The 18,334-nt window shown below is 66.5% G+C and carries 15 protein-coding genes; 10 read left to right on the top strand and 5 right to left on the bottom strand.

The genetic code is table 11. The annotated features are described in order from the left end of the window. Window position 1 precedes the first annotated feature (1 nt). From BPRO_RS02090 to BPRO_RS02050, 9 genes are read left to right on the top strand one after another with little or no spacing between them, the layout of a single operon-like run. On the top strand, window positions 2–1,372 hold the full coding sequence (locus tag BPRO_RS02090; RefSeq protein WP_011481392.1) for an aspartate aminotransferase family protein: 1,371 nt from the start codon (window positions 2–4) through the stop codon (window positions 1,370–1,372). Then, window positions 1,372–2,433 carry a histone deacetylase family protein gene (locus tag BPRO_RS02085; RefSeq protein WP_011481391.1) on the top strand — a complete coding sequence of 354 codons (1,062 nt, stop codon included), beginning with the start codon at window positions 1,372–1,374 and terminating at the stop codon, window positions 2,431–2,433. Before BPRO_RS02090 ends, BPRO_RS02085 begins: the two co-directional genes overlap by 1 nt. Before the next feature lie 19 nt (window positions 2,434–2,452). Further along, window positions 2,453–3,709: a Zn-dependent hydrolase gene (locus BPRO_RS02080; protein WP_011481390.1), complete on the top strand. Its 1,257-nt coding sequence runs from the start codon at window positions 2,453–2,455 to the stop codon at window positions 3,707–3,709. After that, on the top strand, window positions 3,706–4,626 hold the full coding sequence (locus BPRO_RS02075) for a DMT family transporter (RefSeq protein ID WP_011481389.1): 921 nt from the start codon (window positions 3,706–3,708) through the stop codon (window positions 4,624–4,626). Before BPRO_RS02080 ends, BPRO_RS02075 begins: the two co-directional genes overlap by 4 nt. 44 nt (window positions 4,627–4,670) lie before the next feature. Next, on the top strand, window positions 4,671–5,387 hold the full coding sequence (locus BPRO_RS02070) for a GntR family transcriptional regulator (protein WP_049764060.1): 717 nt from the start codon (window positions 4,671–4,673) through the stop codon (window positions 5,385–5,387). A 17-nt stretch (window positions 5,388–5,404) separates the two neighbouring features. Continuing rightward, window positions 5,405–6,433 carry a histone deacetylase family protein gene (locus BPRO_RS02065; RefSeq protein ID WP_011481387.1) on the top strand — a complete coding sequence of 343 codons (1,029 nt, stop codon included), beginning with the start codon at window positions 5,405–5,407 and terminating at the stop codon, window positions 6,431–6,433. Next, a complete protein-coding gene (locus tag BPRO_RS02060; protein ID WP_011481386.1) occupies window positions 6,430–7,512 on the top strand; it encodes a phosphotransferase in 1,083 nt (360 codons plus the stop codon). The genes BPRO_RS02065 and BPRO_RS02060 overlap by 4 nt, the downstream gene beginning before the upstream one ends. Before the next feature lie 10 nt (window positions 7,513–7,522). Further along, window positions 7,523–8,815: an aspartate aminotransferase family protein gene (locus BPRO_RS02055; RefSeq protein WP_041388237.1), complete on the top strand. Its 1,293-nt coding sequence runs from the start codon at window positions 7,523–7,525 to the stop codon at window positions 8,813–8,815. 11 nt (window positions 8,816–8,826) lie between these two features. Next, on the top strand, window positions 8,827–10,227 hold the full coding sequence (locus BPRO_RS02050) for an amidase family protein (protein ID WP_011481384.1): 1,401 nt from the start codon (window positions 8,827–8,829) through the stop codon (window positions 10,225–10,227). 12 nt (window positions 10,228–10,239) lie between these two features. Here BPRO_RS02050 and BPRO_RS02045 read toward each other — a convergent pair whose 3' ends face one another. The 4 genes from BPRO_RS02045 to BPRO_RS02030 form a co-directional block, all read right to left on the bottom strand. Continuing rightward, window positions 10,240–10,524 (bottom strand): cupin domain-containing protein, encoded by a 285-nt coding sequence (locus tag BPRO_RS02045; RefSeq protein ID WP_011481383.1) that lies wholly within the window; start codon window positions 10,522–10,524, stop codon window positions 10,240–10,242. Window positions 10,525–10,549: 25 nt separating this feature from the next. Continuing rightward, entirely contained in the window at window positions 10,550–11,863 is a 1,314-nt protein-coding gene (locus BPRO_RS02040; protein WP_011481382.1) for an ArgE/DapE family deacylase, read from the bottom strand. A gap of 639 nt (window positions 11,864–12,502) precedes the next feature. Further along, window positions 12,503–12,946, bottom strand: a complete 444-nt coding sequence (locus BPRO_RS02035; protein WP_011481380.1) for a host attachment protein — start codon at window positions 12,944–12,946, stop codon at window positions 12,503–12,505. A gap of 214 nt (window positions 12,947–13,160) precedes the next feature. Beyond that, the gene (locus BPRO_RS02030) at window positions 13,161–13,646 is read right to left on the bottom strand and encodes an adenosine-specific kinase (protein ID WP_011481379.1); all 486 of its coding nucleotides are present in this window, start codon (window positions 13,644–13,646) and stop codon (window positions 13,161–13,163) included. A gap of 585 nt (window positions 13,647–14,231) precedes the next feature. Between BPRO_RS02030 and BPRO_RS02025 the strand changes: the two genes are divergently transcribed. Beyond that, on the top strand, window positions 14,232–15,302 hold the full coding sequence (locus BPRO_RS02025; protein WP_232291478.1) for an ATP-binding protein: 1,071 nt from the start codon (window positions 14,232–14,234) through the stop codon (window positions 15,300–15,302). 46 nt (window positions 15,303–15,348) lie between these two features. Here BPRO_RS02025 and BPRO_RS02020 read toward each other — a convergent pair whose 3' ends face one another. Further along, window positions 15,349–18,318: an L-glutamate gamma-semialdehyde dehydrogenase gene (locus BPRO_RS02020; protein ID WP_011481377.1), complete on the bottom strand. Its 2,970-nt coding sequence runs from the start codon at window positions 18,316–18,318 to the stop codon at window positions 15,349–15,351. Window positions 18,319–18,334 lie beyond the last annotated feature (16 nt).

Genomic DNA, 18,334 nt, shown 5'->3' with positions numbered 1-18,334 from the left:
CATGAACGCATTTACCCATGCAGAGAACGCTGCGCACGACATTGCGGCGCATCTCCATCCCTTCACCAATCTCGCCACCCATCCGCAAGTCGGTCCGCTGGTGATCCAGCGCGGCGACGGCATCTTTGTCGAAGACGACCAGGGCCGCCGTTATCTCGAAGCGATGTCGGGCCTGTGGTGCGCATCGCTGGGCTTCAGCAATGCACGGCTGGCCAAGGCCGGCTGCGACGCGTTGCATGCGCTGCCCTACTACCACACCTTCAACCATCGCTCGAATCCGGCCGCCATCGAACTGGCGCAAAGGCTGCTGGACATCGCACCGGTACCGATGTCCAAGGTGTTCTTCGCCAACTCGGGTTCCGAGGCCAACGACACCGCGGTCAAGCTGGTCTGGTACTACCACAACGCCATCGGCAAGCCGGACAAGAAAAAGATCATCGCGCGCAAGAACGCCTACCATGGCGTCACGGTGGCGGCGGCCAGCCTCAGCGGCCTGGCGCCCAACCACCGCGACTTCGACCTGCCGATAGCCCGCATCCTGCACGTCGACTGCCCGCACCACTACCGCTACGGTTTGCCGGGTGAGACCGAGGAAGCCTTCGCCACCCGGCTGGCCGAAGCGCTGGAGCAGCGCATCCTCGCGGAAGGCCCGGACACCGTGGCCGCCTTTTTCGCCGAGCCGGTGATGGGCGCCGGCGGCGTGATCGTGCCGCCAGCCAGCTACTTCGAAAAGATCCAGGCGGTGCTGCGCAAGTACGAGGTGCTGCTGGTGGCTGACGAGGTGATCTGCGGCTTCTGCCGCACCGGCGAGATGTTCGGCTCCACCACCTTCGGCATGCAGCCCGACATCCTGACCTCGGCCAAGGCCCTGTCCTCGGGCTACATGCCGATCTCGGCCGTGATGGTGTCCGGCAAGGTGCATGCGGCCGTGGCGGCCAACAGCGGGAAGATCGGCACCTTCGGCCACGGCTTCACCTACTCCGGCCATCCGGTGGCCGCCGCTGTGGCGCTTGAGACGCTCAAGGTGTATGAAGATGAACAGCTGCTCGCGCATGTGCAGTCGCTGGCGCCGCAGTTCCAGCGGGGCCTGCAGCGCCATGCGTCGCGCCCGCTGGTGGGCGAGGTGCGCGGCGTGGGCCTGATCGGTGCCATCGAACTGGTGGCGGACCCTGCCAGCCGCACACCGTTCGATCCGGCGAAGAAGGTCGGCGCGCGCCTGGCCGAACTGGCGCTGGAGCAGGGCCTGATCGTGCGCGCCATGGGTGACGCGGTGGCGTTCTGCCCGCCGCTGATCATCACGGCCGCACAGGTCGACGAGATGTTTGCCCGCTTCGACCGGGCCATGGTCCGGCTGGAGCAGGAGCAGCCGTGATGCAGGCCTTCTTTGCCGACGACCAGCTGCTGCACGACCCGCAGCAGTTCATGCGGCTGGGCCGGATCTGCAAGCCGACCGACCTGCCGGCCCGGGCCCACGCCCTGCAGGCCGCGCTGGCAGCCCATGGCATAGCCGTGGCCACGCCGCCGGACTATGGGCGCGCCCCACTGGAGACCGTGCACAGCACCGACTACCTCGACTTCCTGGAGGGTGCCTACGCGCGCTGGACGGCCGTGAAGCTGCCCGGGCTCGAACCCGGCATCGAGGTGCTGCCCAACCTGTCGCCGTATTGCAGCGGCCATGTCAATGCGGCGCGCGGGCCGTGCCCGTCGCCCTCCGTCGTGGCCCAGGCGGGTTACTACCTGCGCGACCTGTCCTGCCCCATCGGTCCCCACACCTGGCATTCGGTGCTGCGCTCGGCGCACAGTGCCGTGGCCGCCGCCGACGCGGTGTGCCAGACCGGTGACGCCGCCTATGCACTGTGCCGTCCCTCGGGCCACCATGCCTGCCGCGACAGCGCCAGCGGCTTTTGCTACGTGAACAACAGCGCCTGTGCCGCGCACCGGCTGCTGCAGCACTACGGCCGCGTGGCGGTGCTCGACGTGGACGCCCACCACGGCGACGGCACCCAGCACATCTTCTACGACAGCGCCGACGTGCTGACCGTGTCGATGCACGCCGACCCGGCCGGCTACTACCCGTTCTACAGCGGCTACGCACACGAGCGCGGCGCCGGGGCCGGCGCGGGCTGCAACCTGAACCTGCCGCTGCCGCACGGCGCCGGCAGCGAGCCCTTCCTGCAGGCGCTGGATGCGGGGCTGGCGGCGCTGCGCGACTTCGCTCCACGGGCGCTGGTGCTGCCGCTCGGCTTCGACACCTACAAGGACGATCCGGTGAGCGTGCTCAAGGTCGAGATCGATGCCTACCGCCAGGTCGGCGAACGAGCCGGGGCGCTGGGCCTGCCCACGGTGATCGTGCAGGAGGGCGGCTACAAGGTGGACGCCATGGGCATGGCGCTGGACGCATTTCTTGGTGGTTTTCAGGCAGGCCGATCATGAGCCGGCGCAGGAGTTGGGCATGACCCGGAATATCCGCATCAACCGCGAGCGCTTGTGGCGTTCCTTGATGGACCTGGCCGCCATCGGCGCCACGCCCAAGGGCGGCAACTGCCGGCTGGCCCTGTCCGGGCTCGACGGCCAGGGCCGCGATCTCGTCGTCGGCTGGATGCAAGCGGCGGGCCTGGCCATCACCGTCGACCAGGTCGGCAACATCTTTGGCCGGCGCGCCGGGCGGAATCCGGCACTGGCCCCGGTCGCCACCGGCAGCCACATCGACACCCAGCCCACCGGTGGCAAGTTCGACGGCTGTTTCGGCGTGCTGGCCGGGCTGGAGATCATGCGCACACTCCAGGAGCGCGGCATCGAGACCGAGGCGCCGCTGGAACTCGTCATCTGGACCAACGAGGAGGGCACGCGCTTCGTGCCGGTGATGATGGGCTCGGGCGTGCACTGCGGGGTGTTCCCGCTGGAGACCGCGCTGGCAGCGACCGACGTGGATGGCAAGTCGGTGCGCGACGAGCTGGCGAAGATCGGCTATGCCGGCAGCGCGCCCATCGGCCAGGTCAGGCTGGGCCGCTACTTCGAAGCCCATATCGAGCAGGGCCCGATCCTGGAGGCCGAGGACACGGTGATCGGTGTCGTGACCGGTTCACTCGGCCTGCGCTGGTACGACTGCACCGTGACGGGCATGGAGGCTCATGCCGGCCCGACGCCAATGCCGCTGCGACGCGACGCGCTGTATGCCGCCAGTTTCCTGATGCAGGAGGTGGTGCGCATCGGCCGCGAGTTCGCGCCGCAAGGGCGCGGCACGGTGGGCGTGGTGGGCATCCATCCCAATTCGCGCAACGTGATCCCCGGCCGGGTTTCGTTCAGCGTGGATCTGCGCCATGAAAACGCCGACATGCTGGCCGAGATGGACCGGCGCCTGCGCCGGGCCTGCGAGGCCCTCGCCGGCGGCGAGACGGCCGGCTACCCAGTGGGGGTGAACCTGGTCGACGTGCAACACTTCGCGCCGACACCGTTTGCGCCCGACATGGTCGCCGCCGTGCGAAAGCAGGCACAGGCGCTCGGCTACAGCCACCGCGACATCGTGACCGGTGCGGGCCACGATGCGGTTTACATGGCCGGCATCGCACCCACGGCCATGATCTTCGTGCCCTGCAAGGATGGCATCAGCCACAACGAAGTCGAGGACGCCGACCCGCGCCACCTGGAGGCCGGCGCCAACGTGCTGCTGGGCGCGATGCTGGCGCAGGCAGGGGTCGCCGGCTCATGACCACCGCCACCGCCATACTGCGCCCGCCGGGATCGAAGGGCGCCGGCGTCGCTTTCTTCTTCTGCGCGCTGGTGGCCTTCGCCTCCTACGACGCCTTCTGCAAGCAGATGCTGCAGTACTACCCCGCGCCCTTCATCAACCTGATGCGCTACCTGTCGGTGATCTGCATCGCCTTCGCCATGCTGCTGCACCACGGCGACCTGCGCATCTGGCGCGCGCCGCAGAAAAAGCTGCTGGTGCTGCGCGGCGTGATGCTGGGCACGGTGGCCACCTGCTTCATGACGGCATTGATCTGGATGCCGCTGGCCGAGGCCACGGCGATCTACTTCACGGCGCCGCTGCTCATGGTGGCACTGTCGCCCTGGCTGGTCGGCGAGCAGGTGCGGCGCAGCCGCTGGGTGGCCGTGACGGTCGGCTTTGGCGGCATGCTGCTGATCGTGCGTCCCGGCGGCGATCTGCCCTGGCTGGGCACCGTGCTGATGGCTGTTTCGGCCGTCTGCTACGCGATCTTCCAGCTTCTCACGCGGCGCCTCGCGGGGCTGGTGCCCAGCCCCGTGCAGTACGGCTATACGGCGCTGGTCTGCCTGGCAGTGACCGCCCTGCCGGCACCCTTTTTCCTGCCGGTCCACCGGCCTGCGCCGGGCGAAGTCCTGCTGCTCCTGGCGGGCGGCGCCTGCAGCGGTGCCGCGCAGTGGCTGCTGCTGGCCGCCTTCGAGCGGGTGGAGGCGTCCACCCTCGCGCCCCTGAACTACTTCCAGCTGCTGCTCGCCGTCGCCTTCAGCACTTTCTGGTTCCGCAAGCCGCCCGATGGTCTCGCGATGTCCGGCATTGCGCTGATCGTGGCCGCGGGCATCTACCTGGCGCGCTCCCGGCCGGCGGGCCCCGCCGTCCTGGCCGCTGCGCGCGCAGGCGGGTGAGAAACTATGCTCCGGCGCGCAAACCCCATAACGAGACAAACCGCATGACTTTTTCCTCCCCATCCGATACCGCTTCCTTTGAATCCGTCGAGGCCCCCGATCTGGTCGAGCTGGTCGAGGCCCAATTGACGCGCGCCATCGTGGAGGGGCGCCTGGCGCCCGGCAGCCGCATCGTGGAGGCCGACATCGCGCGCCGCATGGGCGTGAGCCGGGCGCCGGTGCGCGAGGCCGCACGCCGGCTGGAGCGCCAGGGCGTGCTGGTCGCGCGGCCGCGCCATGGTTTCGCGGTGCGGACCATCAGCGTGCAGGAGATCGACGACATTTTCGAGGTACGCATCAGTCTCGAAATGACGGCGATCGAACGGGCCTGCAGCAAGGCCGACGACGCCGGGCTGGCCCGCCTTCAGGAACTCGTGCATGCCATGGTGCGCGAGGCGCCCACGCAGCCGCAGCACCAGCGCATCGCAGCCGATCTGGCGTTCCACACCCTGATCTGCGAACTGTCGGGCAACGCCCAGCTGCACCGCATCTTCTCCAACACCCAGACCGAGATGCGGATGATCATTGCACTGTGCGATGCCGTCTACCACGACCCCTCCGGCATGGCCGAGACCCATCAACCCATCGCCGATGCGCTGCTGCGCAGAGACGCAACCGCCGCCCGTGCCGCCATGCGCCTGCATCTGGACGATGCCTGGCAGCATGTGCGGGCGCTGTTCGTGAAGCAGCACGGCGCCGCGTCCGCATCTTCCAACCCCTGATTCCGAGGACCCCTTCGATGAAAGTCGTCTACAGCGATCAGCACAAAGACCACGACCCGCAGCTCTTCATGGTGCGCGGTCGATTGAAGCGCAGCAACGAACAGCCGGAACGCGCCTTTCGCCTGCTGTCGGCGGTCCAGGAAGGTGGCCATGACGTCATCGCCTGCGAAGACTTCGGCGCGGGCCCGCGTGCCGCCATCCACACGCCGGAGTACCTGCGCTTTCTCGAAACCGCTTACGAGCGATGGCAAGGGCTGGACGACCCCTCGCAAGAGGTCATGCCCAACATCCATCCCTTTCCCGGCGAGCCCTGCACCTACCCCGAGAGCGTGGTGGGCCAGGCCGGATTCCACATGGGAGACAACGCCTGCTCCATCGGCCCGCATACCTGGCAGGCGGCCACCGCCTCGGCCCACGTGGCCACGCATGCCGCGCAGCTGGTGGCGGACGGCGAGCGCGCGGCCTACGCGCTGTGCCGCCCACCGGGCCACCATGCCTACGCGGACCGGGCGAACGGCTTTTGCTACCTGAACAACGTGGCCATCGCCGCGCAGCACCTGCGCCGGGTGCACGACCGCGTCGCCATTCTCGACATCGACGTGCACCACGGCAACGGCACGCAGGGCATCTTCTACCGCCGCCCGGACGTACTGACCATTTCACTGCATGGCGACCCGCGCAACTTCACGCCCTTCTTCACCGGCCATGCGCACGAGCGGGGTGAAGGCGCAGGCCTGGGCTACAACATCAACAAGCCGCTGGCGCTGGGCACCGGCATCGACGGCTACCTGCCGGCGTTGCGCGATGCCTGCCTGAGCGTGCGCGCCTTCGCGCCCGGCGCGCTGGTGGTGGCGCTGGGCCTGGACGCGCACGAGCACGACCCGTACAAGGGCATGAAGATCACAACGCCCGGCTTCGCGCTGCTGCTCGCCGAGATCGCCCGCCTGGGCCTGCCGACCGTGCTGGTGCAGGAAGGGGGCTACCTGTCCGACGACCTCGGCCCCAATCTCGCCAGCGCACTGCGCGGCTTTGCGGGCGTGGCATGACGGTCGCCACCGCCACCTCCGTTTTCGCCGTCGATTTCGACGAATCCGAGGTCTTGAGCGAGACCTCCCCGCAACTCGACCCCGCATGGGTCCACGCCCTGGCGCTGCAGCACTACGGGATCGCCGGTGAGATGAAGGCGCTGACGGGCGAGCGCGATCGCAACTACCTGCTGCAATCCGCGCAGAGTGGCGCGCGCTTCATGCTGAAGATCTCGCACCCCGCGGAAAAGGCGCTGGTGGCGGATTTCCAGACGCAGGCGCTGCTGCACATCGCCGCCACCGACGCCGGGCTGCCGGTGCAGCGCATCGTGCCGACGCTCGGCGGCGAGCCGTCCTTCCTGTGCAATCCGGGCGACGGGCTGCCGCGCGTGGTGCGGCTCTTCAGCTACCTGCCGGGACTGCCCTTGCCGGACGCGCCGCACACGCTGGCGCAGCGGCAGAACCTGGCGCGCACCCTGGCCCGGCTCGACCTGGCGCTGCGCGACTTCGACCATCCGGCCGGGGCGCTAGCGCTGCCCTGGGACATCCAGCGCGCCGACAGCGTGCGCGGGCTGCTGGCGCACATCGCCGACCCTGGGCGCCGTGCCTTGGCACAGCGTGCGCTGGACCGCTTCGAGCGCGACGTCAAGCCGGTGCTGCCCGGCCTGCGCCGCCAGCCGATCCATAACGACTTCAACATCTACAACGTGCTGGTCGACCCGGCCGACACCGATCGCATCGCCGCGATTCTCGATTTCGGCGACATGGTTCGCGCGCCGCTGATCGATGACCTCGCAGTGGCCGCGGCCTACCAGCTCGGTGCGAGCGACGACCCGCTGGCCGACATTGTCCCCTTCGTCGCGGCGTACCACGCGGTGCTGCCGCTGCTGCCGGCCGAGCTCGACCTGCTGTTCACGCTGATGACGGCCCGCCTCGTGATGGTGGTGGCCATCAGCGGCTGGCGTGCGGCGCGCCACCCCGACAACGCGGCCTACCTGCTGCGCAACAACCCGCTCTCGTGGGCCCGCCTGCAGGCCTGCGAGCGTATCGGCCACAACGCCGCGACGGACGCCCTGCGGCGCGCCTGCGGCCTGGACTGAGATCACCGACATGCCGCCCATTTCCCACACCACCCACACCACCCGGGACCTCATGGACCGCCGCGCGCGGCTGCTGGGCCCGGCCTATCGCCTGTTCTACGAAACGCCGCTGCACCCGGTGCGCGGCGAAGGCGTCTGGCTCTACGACGCCGACGGCACGCGCTACCTCGACGCCTACAACAACGTCGCGTCGGTGGGCCACTGCCACCCGCACGTGGTCGAGGCCATCGCCCGCCAGGCGAGCGTGCTCAACACGCACACCCGCTACCTGCACGAGGGCGTGCTCGACTACGCCGAGCGGCTGCTCGGCACGATGCCTTCCGGGCTCGCCCATGCGATGTTCACCTGCACCGGCAGCGAAGCCAACGACCTGGCAATGCGCATCGCCCGATCGCACACCAAGGCCGAAGGGCTGATCGTCACGCGCTTCGCCTACCACGGCGTGACCGCGGCCATCGCCGAAGCGTCGCCCTCGCTCGGCAAGTTCGTGCAGCTCGGCGAGGCGGTGCGCACCGAGCCGGCGCCCGACAGTTACCGCATCGCACCCGAAGCCATGGGCGCGACCTTCGCCGCCGGCGTGCGCGAGGCCATTGCCGATCTGCGGGCCCATGGCATGCGGCCCGCCGCGCTGATGGTCGACACCGTCTTTTCCAGCGACGGCATCTTCACCGACCCGCCCGGCTTCCTGGCCGAAGCGGTGGACGCGATCCGCGAAGCCGGCGGCGTGTTCATCGCCGACGAGGTGCAGCCCGGGCTGGGCCGCACGGGCGATGCCTTCTGGGGCTTCCTGCGCCACGGCGTGCTGCCCGACATCGTGACCATGGGCAAGCCCCTCGGCGCCGGCCATCCGCTGGCCGGTTTGGCGATTCGCCCCGACGTGCTGGCGGCGTTCGGCCGCGAGTGCCGCTACTTCAACACCTTCGGCGGCAACCCGGTGTCGATGGCGGCCGGCATGGCCGTGCTGGACGTGATCGAGCAGGAGGGCCTGATGGACAACGCCCAGCGGGTGGGCCGCTACCTGCGGATACGGCTGAGCGAACTGGGCCGGCGCCATGCGCTCATCGGCGATGTGCGCGGCGCGGGCCTGTTCGTCGGCGTGGAGATGGTGACCGACCGCGGCACACGGGCGCCCGCCACTGCGCAGACGGCGCGCATCGTCAATGCGCTGCGCGAGCGGGGCGTGCTGCTCAGCGGCACGGGCGAACACGCCAACACGCTGAAGATCCGTCCGCCGCTGGTGTTCTCCGAAGCCAACGCGGACATGCTGGTCGAGACGCTGGACAGCGTTCTGACAACCCTGTAAACAGGATTCCCATGTCTGACATCTGGCGTCTCTCCGCATCCCGGGTCGCGAACCTGATCGCCCAGCGCAAGCTGTCTGCCACCGAAGCGGCCGAATCGGCGCTGGCGCGGCTGGCCGTCGTCAATCCGCGCCTGAATGCCGTGGTGGACTACCGGCCCGACGAAGTGCTCCGGCGCGCGGGCGCCATCGATGCGGCGATGGCGCGCGGCGAGAACCCGGGACCGCTGGCCGGCGTGCCCGTCACGGTCAAGATCAACATCGACCAGGCAGGCTTCGCGACCAGCAATGGGCTGACCTTGCAGAAGGATCTGATCGCCAGCACCAACAGCCCCGTGGTGGACAACCTGCTGAAAGCCGGTGCGGTCATCGTGGGGCGCACCAACACGCCGGCCTTCAGCTACCGCTGGTTCACCAGCAACCGGCTGCACGGCCGCACGCTCAATCCGCGCAATACCGCGCTCACGCCCGGCGGTTCGTCCGGCGGCGCCGCATCGGCGGTGGCGGCCGGTATCGGCCACATCGCCCATGGGACCGACATCGCCGGCTCGATCCGCTACCCGGCTTACGCCTGCGGCGTGCATGGCCTGCGGCCCACGCTGGGCCGCGTGGCGGCGTACAACGCCTCCAGCCCCGAACGCACGATCGGCGGGCAGGTGACCGCCGTGTCGGGGCCGATCGCACGTACCGTGCACGATGTCCGCCTCGCGCTGGCAGCGATGGCGGCGCCGGATGCGCGCGACCCGTGGTGGGTGCCCGCGCCGCTCACCGGTCCGGTGCTGCCGCGCATGGCCGCCGTCTGCGTACGCCCGGACGGCCTCAACACATGCCCCGAGGTCGTCGCCGCGCTGCTCGACGCGGCCGACCGCCTGCGCGACGCGGGCTGGACCGTGGACGAACTCGACGCGCTGCCACCGATCAAGGAGGCCTGCACCAGCCAGATCACGCTGTGGATGGGCGACGGCTACGAGGCGATGGTGCGTGCCGCCGAGCGCGAGGGCGACGAAGGCGCCATCACCGCGCTGGCCGGACAGGCCAAAATCGCAGGGGCCATGACCGCCGAGAAACTGTCCGGTGCGCTGATCCGCCGCGCCACCATCACCAGGTCATGGCAGCAGTTCATGGAACGGTATCCGGTCGTGCTGATGCCGGCTTGCGCAGAGTTGCCCTTTCCGGCCGATCTCGACCTGCAAGGGCCCGAGGCCTATGCCCGCGTATGGGCAGCCCAGATGCCGATGATCGGTCTGCCCCTCACAGGCCTGCCCTCTTTCGTCGTGTCCACGGGCATGCTTGGGGCCAGCCCCGTCGGCGTGCAGATCGTGGCCGGGCGCTTCCGTGAGGATTTGTGCCTGGCGGCGGGCGAGGCTATCGAGGCCAGGGGAGCACCGCCCATGCCAGCGGATGTCAGCGACTGACGCCAGTACTGACTACTTGAGCTCGATCTCGACGAAGACGAACTCGTGGTCGTTCGCGTTGATGACGTTGTGCTCGACACCGGTCAGCCGTGTGTACGACACACCCGCGGTGAGCAGGCTGCGGATTTCGCCTTGCGGCGTTTCGAGCAGCAGCGTGCCGGTGGTCATGGGCACCACCACGTAGTCCATGCCATGGCGGTGGTAGCCGGTTTCGGCGCCCGGTGCGAAACGCCATTCGGTGACCTTGACCCGTTCGTTGTCGATCTGGACGGTGGCTACGGCCGAGGGGTGGGTCATGGTGCGGATGTCCTGAAGAAAGGGGTCAAGCTGCCAGCGGTTCGACGCCGCACCAGTCCACCATGAATTGCGCCATGGTCGCTGCCACGCGCTTCATGCTGTCCAGCGAGACGGCCTCATCGATGCCGTGGATGTTGCGCGCCACCGGTCCGTACACGGTGACGGGGATGTCCGTCATCAGCGCGAAGTGGCGGCCATCGGTGGTCGCGGTGCATGCCAGCTGCGCAGGTGGTGCGCCGGTGACCTTGCGGTGTGCCTCGGCCAGCACCTGCATCGCCGGTGCGTCGAGGTCGTATTCGCAGCCCGGCGAGAAGTGTCCCCGGGTACGGATGTCGACCGTCAAGGCCGGATTCACCCGCGCGGCCGTGGCGCGTATGCGCTGCGTGACCTGCCGCGTGGCCTCCCCGGCCGTCATGCCGGGAAAAAAACTGAAGCGAAGGCCGAGCGTACAGGTGCAGGGCACCGACGAATTCCACTCGCCGCCTTCGATGCGGCCCAGGTTGAAGTTGATCGGGTGCGCCGCATCGCGAAACAGCGGGTGTCGTTGGGCAGGCGCGTTCCACTCGGACTCCAGCTGTTTCAGGTCGGCCATGATGGCGATGCCGGCCTCGATCGGGTTGATGCCCTGGTTCATGTAGGCGACATGCGCCGGCTTGCCGGTGATCTCGATGAAAAGCCAGCACACGCCGACCTGGGCGCTCATCAGCGTTTCGCCAAAGGGCTCCGGAATCACCACGGCATCGAAATCGGTGAGCCTGGCCTTGGCCAGGGCGTTTTGCAGCGCGTGCACCGTGGCCAGTGTGCCGTTGCCGGTGTTTTCCTCGTCCAGCACGGCGTTGAAGCCGACGATGCCGGCGGGCTGCAGGCCCAGTTCACGCAAGGCCTCGTAGGCCACCAGGGCGCAGACGAGGCCACCCTTCATGTCGCCTGCACCCCGGCCGTGCAACCAGCCATCTTTCACCCACGGCACGTAAGGTGGCTTGGTCCACAGCGATTCAGGCCCGGTGGGCACCACGTCGAGGTGGCCGTTGAACAGCACCGAACGGCCCCCGGTGCTGCGCGGCAGGTGGCGCGCCAGCAGGTTGTAACGTCCGTTGTCGGGATCGCAGGGGCAGGAGAACAGCGGCAGGCTCTCGATGAGGCTGCTGTTGAGCACGATGCGCTCGGCATCCAGCCCCAGGTCCGTCAGCTTGCGTTCCAGAAACTCGGCGGCCGGCTGCTCCGCGCCGGAAGGGCTGTGCGCGGCGACGAAGGCACTCAGGGTCTGCGTCATGGACGGCGCAAGCCGGTCGATCGTTGCGAGCAGGCGGGAATGATCGAAGGACGGAAGATTTTTCATGACGGTGCCGGGTGACTGCAAACTTCGTGCCGTAGGGTGCGGCCGCGAAGTCTTCCCCACGGCATGGTGCCCATCCTACAGCGGTGGCTCGCGTGCAGGGCCATTCTGGGTGGGCGTGAGTCTTCGCCGAAGAACCTCAGGATCTTTCTCGCATCCAGTGCAGTGTTGCATGCTTGATGGGACAAATAAAAGCGATGGATTTTGGGTCAGGGCAAGGCGCAAACCACAGCGATACCCGCAGGTATCGCGCGGATTTGCAACGCCGCCATGGCGCAAAAGACGCGGTTTTATGTTCCAGATAGCGTGCAACACTGCACTAGACCATCGATGATGAAAGAGATGATCCGCATCTGGCCACTGCGGTGCAGGCACACCAGCGCAAAGACTTCGTGGATGCATACGATCAGCATGGCCCGCAGATAGCGCTCCGGTGCACGGGGCTCTGGCTCTGGCGTCTTCACAGGCAGAACTGTCACGACACCGCTCGCGCCGGCTGTCCCCATCGTCGGCAATGCTGGCAAGGATGGCGCAGGCATACCGCGCCGCTAGCCGCCAGCGCCTTGGCTGTCACCACGCCCGCAGCGAAAAATCCGGCGCCCCGAGTACGCACTGCATACCGGGAGCGTCGATTAGGGCCGGTCAAAGATAGATGCAGGACTCCAGATGTCCGGTGAGCTCCTTTTCGCTCGCCTTGGTGTAATCCTTTTCGAAGCGGTCGCTGACCAGCTTGGCGGTGGGGCCGTCCAGCTTGTCGTTGAGCAGGCCCATGAAAGAAGACGGGGCGATGAGGATGGCGCGCCCGAACTGGTTGGTGCTGCGGCCATGATTGAACTCGCGCGCCAGCTCCTGGGCGAAATGCTGCGCGGCGTTGCGCTTGGGGTCGGTCTGGGGCTGGCAGGCGCCGTGGCCATTGCCAATGCCCGGCATGTGTCCGGGGCGGTCGGTGGCCAGATCGGCACTTTTTTGTCGGCTTTCCGGGTGTTCGGTCTCCTTCAGAATCTTGAGTCCTTTCTTGGTGCCGTGGTTGGCATAGATTTTGGCGGTGCTTGCGTTGGCTACCAAAATCCAGGTGGTGTTGGGCATATGCATGCTCCTTTGAAGTAAACGGGCAACCAGTCATGTTGCCCTCTTACGTTAGTCGCCAGCGCCGCCGAATGCAAGCGGGCTGACAAATCAACCCCATTCCCATTGCTCCAACGACGCCGCCGAAGCCGGCAATCCGGCAATCCGGCAATCCGGCAATCCGGCAATCCGGCAATGATTTATCGGATCCCCTCCAGCCGCGCCGGCTCTTCAATCAAAGCTTGTAGCCGATCTGCCGCAACAGATTCTTGCGCCAGCTGATGTCGTCCTCGTCCTCGACCCCTTTGGTTGGAAAACCGTCCACCACGCCCAGGACGCCGCGTCCCTGCTCCGTCTCCGCAAGAATCACTTCGGTTGGATTGGCTGTTGCGCAGAAAATGCGGCATACCTCCGGCACCATTTTGACGGTGTTCAACACATTCAGCGGGTAGAAGCCTTCCCCCAGGAAAATGATGAAGCAATGGCCCGCAGCAAGAGTCTTTGCGTTATTCCGGGCAAGTTCGACCATGGCGGGGTCGGTACCCGACCACCGCACCAGGCATTTGCCGGAAGCTTCGCAAAAGGCCAGGCCAAACTTGATGCCCGGCACGGCGCCCACCAGCGCTTCGTGGAGGTCCTCGACGGACTTGATGAAGTGGGTCTGCCCCAGAATGAAGTTGGTCGCTTCCGGCTTGTCGATTTTCACAGTGATGAGTTGCATATCGAACTCCTTCTTTCCCGGCTTGACTTGCCAGAGCGGTGAGGCGGCACAACATACCTGACTGCCAAGACCTCTAACGCATGGAAAATTCAACCCCCTGAGTTCAAGTATCGTAGCCGTTGGCCCATCCGGCAAGCGCCGATTCCCGTGTTCGAAAACTGGTTTGCGCGAGACCCGCAGCCCGAACGGGGGTTCAGGCTCTGGGATCATTGAGATTTGCGCGATCTGCCCGCGACCGGAGAAGTTTCATCCCCGGGGCGGGCTTTTGGCCATTCGTCACTCGTTGATGCGCTGATCGACCTGGTACCCGGGTGCAGGCTGCGCCGATGGGTCCCGCTGGGGATCGGCGTCCAGCCCGATGGATGGCAACTCACACGCGTACGGTATTCGAGAAGTATTCGAGTTCCTGCCTGCCCTGTTTGCCTCATTGCCGGTGCCACCGCAGATGATAACCATGAAAATTAACCACTATATGGTAAATTTGCAATGATGTTAGTTAGAAAAACACAAGAAACCGTATTACAGGCCCTATCGCGTCAAGCCTCCGTCGCGCTGATTGGCCCGCGCCAAGTGGGCAAAACCACCTTGGCGCTCGAAATTGGCAAACAGCAAAACGCCCTTTACCTTGACCTTGAAGCTATTGAAGAGCGCGACAAGCTGAGCAACCCGACAGCCTTTTTGTCTGCTTATGAAGACCGGCTGGTCATCTTGGACGAAATTCACCGCGTGCCCGACCTGTTTTTAACCCTGCGCGGCCTGATTGACCAAGGCCGACGCCATGGCCAGCGTACCGGGCGCTTCTTGTTGCTCGGCTCGGCTTCGCTGGATTTGATGCGCCAAAGTGGCGAGAGCCTGGCCGGGCGCATCAGCTATATCGACATGACGCCCTTGAGCGTTCTGGAAGTGCCAACCGATGCAATTGAGGCACTCTGGATACGCGGCGGCTTCCCCGACAGCTTTCTCGCACAGGACGACCGGCAAAGCCTGGACTGGCGCAAAGACCTGCTCAGGACCTACCTGGAGCGTGACGTGCCCATGTTTGGCTCGCGAATTCCGGCCGAAACCCTGCGCCGCTTTTGGACTATGCTGGCGCACAACCAGGGCGCCTTGCACAACGCCTCTCGCCTGGCCGCAGGCCTGGAAGTAAGCAGCCAGACAGTCAGCCGCTACACCGATTTGCTGGTTGATTTGTTGCTGGTGCGCAGGCTGCAGCCTTACCACGCCAATGTAGGCAAACGGCTGGTGAAGTCGCCCAAGGTCTACATCCGTGACAGCGGCTTGCTGCATGCACTGCTCAACATCGCGGTTAGAGACGCCTTGCTAGGACACCCCGTGGTGGGCGCTAGCTGGGAGGGTTTTGTGATCGAAAACCTGATTAACGCCGCGCCCGCCTTTACGGTGCCGGGTTTTTATCGCACCTCAGGTGGCGCTGAAATCGATCTGCTTTTAGAGCTTCCGGGCGGTGAACTCTGGGCGATCGAAGTCAAGCGCAGCCGCGCCGCCAAACCTGCCAGAGGGTTTTACGAAGCCTGCGAAGACTTGAAGCCCGCCAAGCGCTTTGTGGTTCACGGCGGGCTTGAGCGTTACCCCATTAGTGCGGATGTTGAAGCGATTGGGATGCGGGAATTGGCGGAGACCTTGTCGCAGCTGGCGTAAGTCAAACGGCAAAATCCAGAACGCCACGGTGATGCAATCGCCAGCCTTAGCCCGCCAACAGCGCCGCGTTGCCGCCCGCCGCCGTCGTATTGACCGTCACGGTCTGCTCCGCGCAGAAGCGGTACAGGTAATGCGGCCCGCCGGCTTTCGGGCCGGTGCCGCTGAGCCCTTCGCCACCGAAGGGCTGCACACCGACCACCGCACCAATCATGTTGCGGTTGACATAGATGTTGCCCACATGCGCGGCAGCGGCCAGGGCTTGCGCGCGCGAGTCGATGCGGGTCTGGAGGCCCAGCGTCAGGCCATAGCCGAGGGCGTTGATCTGTTCGATGACGGCTTCAGGGCTTTTGAGTTCGCCGCTGCCCCAGCGCACGATTTGCAACACCGGGCCAAAGATTTCGTCCTTGACTTCGGCCAGGCTGCTGACTTCAAACGCCGCCGGCGCAATGCTGTTCGCCATCAAATCAGCAGCTTCTGCTCCATTTTCTCTGCGCGCCACCAGCACTTTTGAGTCTGTACCCAAGCGTTTCAGGTGGCGCTGGATGTTGTCAAAGGCCTCACGATCAATCACCGGGCCGACATCGGTGGCCAGCTCCGCCGGGTTGCCCAGCACCAGCTCCTGCGCCGCGCCCTGGATCATGTCGATCACGCCGTCGGCAATGCCTTCATGCACGCACAGCAGGCGCAGCGCCGAGCAGCGCTGGCCGGCACTGCGAAACGCGCTTTGCACCACCGCATCGGCCACCTGCTCGGGCAGCGCGGTGCTGTCGACCAGCATGGCGTTGATGCCGCCGGTCTCGGCGATCAGCGGCACGATGGGACCGTCTTTGGCGGCCAGTGCCCGGTTGATGATTTTGGCGACCTGGGTGGAGCCGGTGAACACCACGCCCGCCACCTGCGGTGCGGCCACCAGCGCGGCGCCCACGGTTTCGCCTGGGCCGTGCAGCAGCTGCAACGCGCCTTCGGGCACACCAGCCGCATGCAGCAGCTTGACGGCCTCCCAGGCCACGCCCGGCGTTTGCTCGGCGGGCTTGGCCAGCACGGCGTTGCCGGTGGCCAGCGCGGCAGCGACCTGGCCGGTAAAAATCGCCAGCGGAAAATTCCACGGGCTGATGCAGACCCAGGCGCCGCGCGCCGTCAGGCGCAGTTCATTGGTCTCGCCGGTCGGCCCCGGCAAGGCGACAGGCGCCATGATGCGCTCGGCTTCATTGGCGTAGTAGCGCAGGAAATCCACCGCCTCGCGCACCTCGGACACGGCGTCGCCCCAGGTTTTGAACGCTTCCTTCACCAGCAACGCGCAGAACTTCGGCATCTGCTGCTGCAGCGCATCGGCGGCGCGACGCAGGATGGCGGCGCGTTCGGCCACCTCCACCTTGCTCCATTTTTGATAGCTGCTTACACCCATCGCTACCGCGCTGGTGGCCAATCTGGCATCGAACTCGGGCACTGTCGGAACCCGCACCGACTCAAAAGCCGCAAACAGCGGTGCACGCATGCTGTCAACGGTCAGGTCCAGCCCCAGGCTGTTGGGGCGGCCTGGGCCGTACAGCGTGGGCGGCAGTGGCAGGGACGGCTCGGGCTCCAGGCGCAGCGGCGAGGTCAGCAGCTCGCCCATGTTCACGGATTCATCGGCCAGCTGATGCACAAAGGAAGAATTGGCACCGTTTTCGAGCAGGCGGCGCACCAGGTAGGCCAGCAGGTCGCGGTGCGCGCCGACGGGCGCGTAGACACGGCAGCTGATCAGCGGGTTCTTCAGCACCTCGCGGAAGATGCCCTCGCCCATGCCGTGCAGGCGTTGCAGTTCAAAGGGAACCCCGTTGCGGGAAGCCATTTGCAGGATGGCCGCAATCGTGCCCGCGTTGTGCCCGGCAAACTGCGGGTAAATCGCGTCTGGCGCTGACAGCAGGGCCTGCGCGCAGGCGAGGTAGGACACGTCGGTGTGGTGCTTGTGGGTGAACACCGGGTAATGCGGCAGGCCCAGCTCCTGCGCTCGCTTGATCTCCGAATCCCAGTACGCGCCCTTGACCAGGCGGCACATCAGGCGCAGCTTGTAGCGGCGGCCGATGGCGATCACCTGTTCAATCAGCGCCAGCGACCGGGTCTGGTACGCCTGCATGGCCAGGCCAAAGCCCTGCCACTGCGGATAGTGCTGCGCCACCCGGGCGGCCAGCGCTTCAAACATGTCGAGCGACAACTCGAGCCGGTCCACTTCCTCGGCATCGACCGTGAGATTGATGTTGGCGCGGGCCGCCAGTTCGCACAGGCCCCAGACACGCGGCACCAGCTCGGCCATCACACGCTCGCGCTGGGCGTCTTCATAGCGCGGGTGCAGCGCGCTCAACTTGATGGAAATACCGTCGTTTTGCTCCGTTGGGCTTGCATTGCTTGCACCGGCGGCTATTGATTCAATGGCATTGGTGTAGCTGGCCAGGTAGCGCAGGGCGTCCGCGTCGGTGCGCGCGCCCTCGCCCAGCATGTCGTAGCTGAACCTCAGATTCGGCATCTTCCTGCGCGCATCGTCGGCCTCATTCATGGCCTCGCCAATGTTCTGGCCCAGCACAAACTGGCGGCCCAGCAGTTGCACCGCCCGCAGCGTGGCCGCAACCACGGTGCGCGCGCCGAGCTTGCTCATCAGGTTGGGCTGGCCGCCTTCCGGCAAGAATTTCTTGGACATCGCAATGGCCGAGGCCGACAGCCGGGCCATCACGCCGTCGCCGGCGGTCTCAAAGTCGGCCCGCCCCAGCTGGTCGGCCGTCAGGGCAATCGCGGTTTCGGCATCGGGCACGCGCAGCAGGGCTTCGGCCAGCCGCATCAGGGCCAGGCCTTCGGCGCTGGAAATCGGGTACTCCTTGAGCAGGCTCTCCATGGCCCAGAAGGGCGGCGGGTTGTCACGCACGGCCTGCACCCAGGGCTGGGCGGGCTGCACGGCAGCGGCCCAGTCGAGTGCGCCCGCCAGTGACTTCAGCAGGCTGGCAACGACCTGGCCTTCGGGCCGGTATGGAAATGGCAAACGCATGATGAGCTCCGTCTAT

Origin of the sequence: Polaromonas sp. JS666 (assembly GCF_000013865.1) — a bacterium.
Lineage (GTDB): Bacteria > Pseudomonadota > Gammaproteobacteria > Burkholderiales > Burkholderiaceae_C > Polaromonas.
The sequence above is the reverse complement of the archived record's forward strand: the minus strand, read 5'-3'. Positions and strand labels throughout refer to the sequence as shown.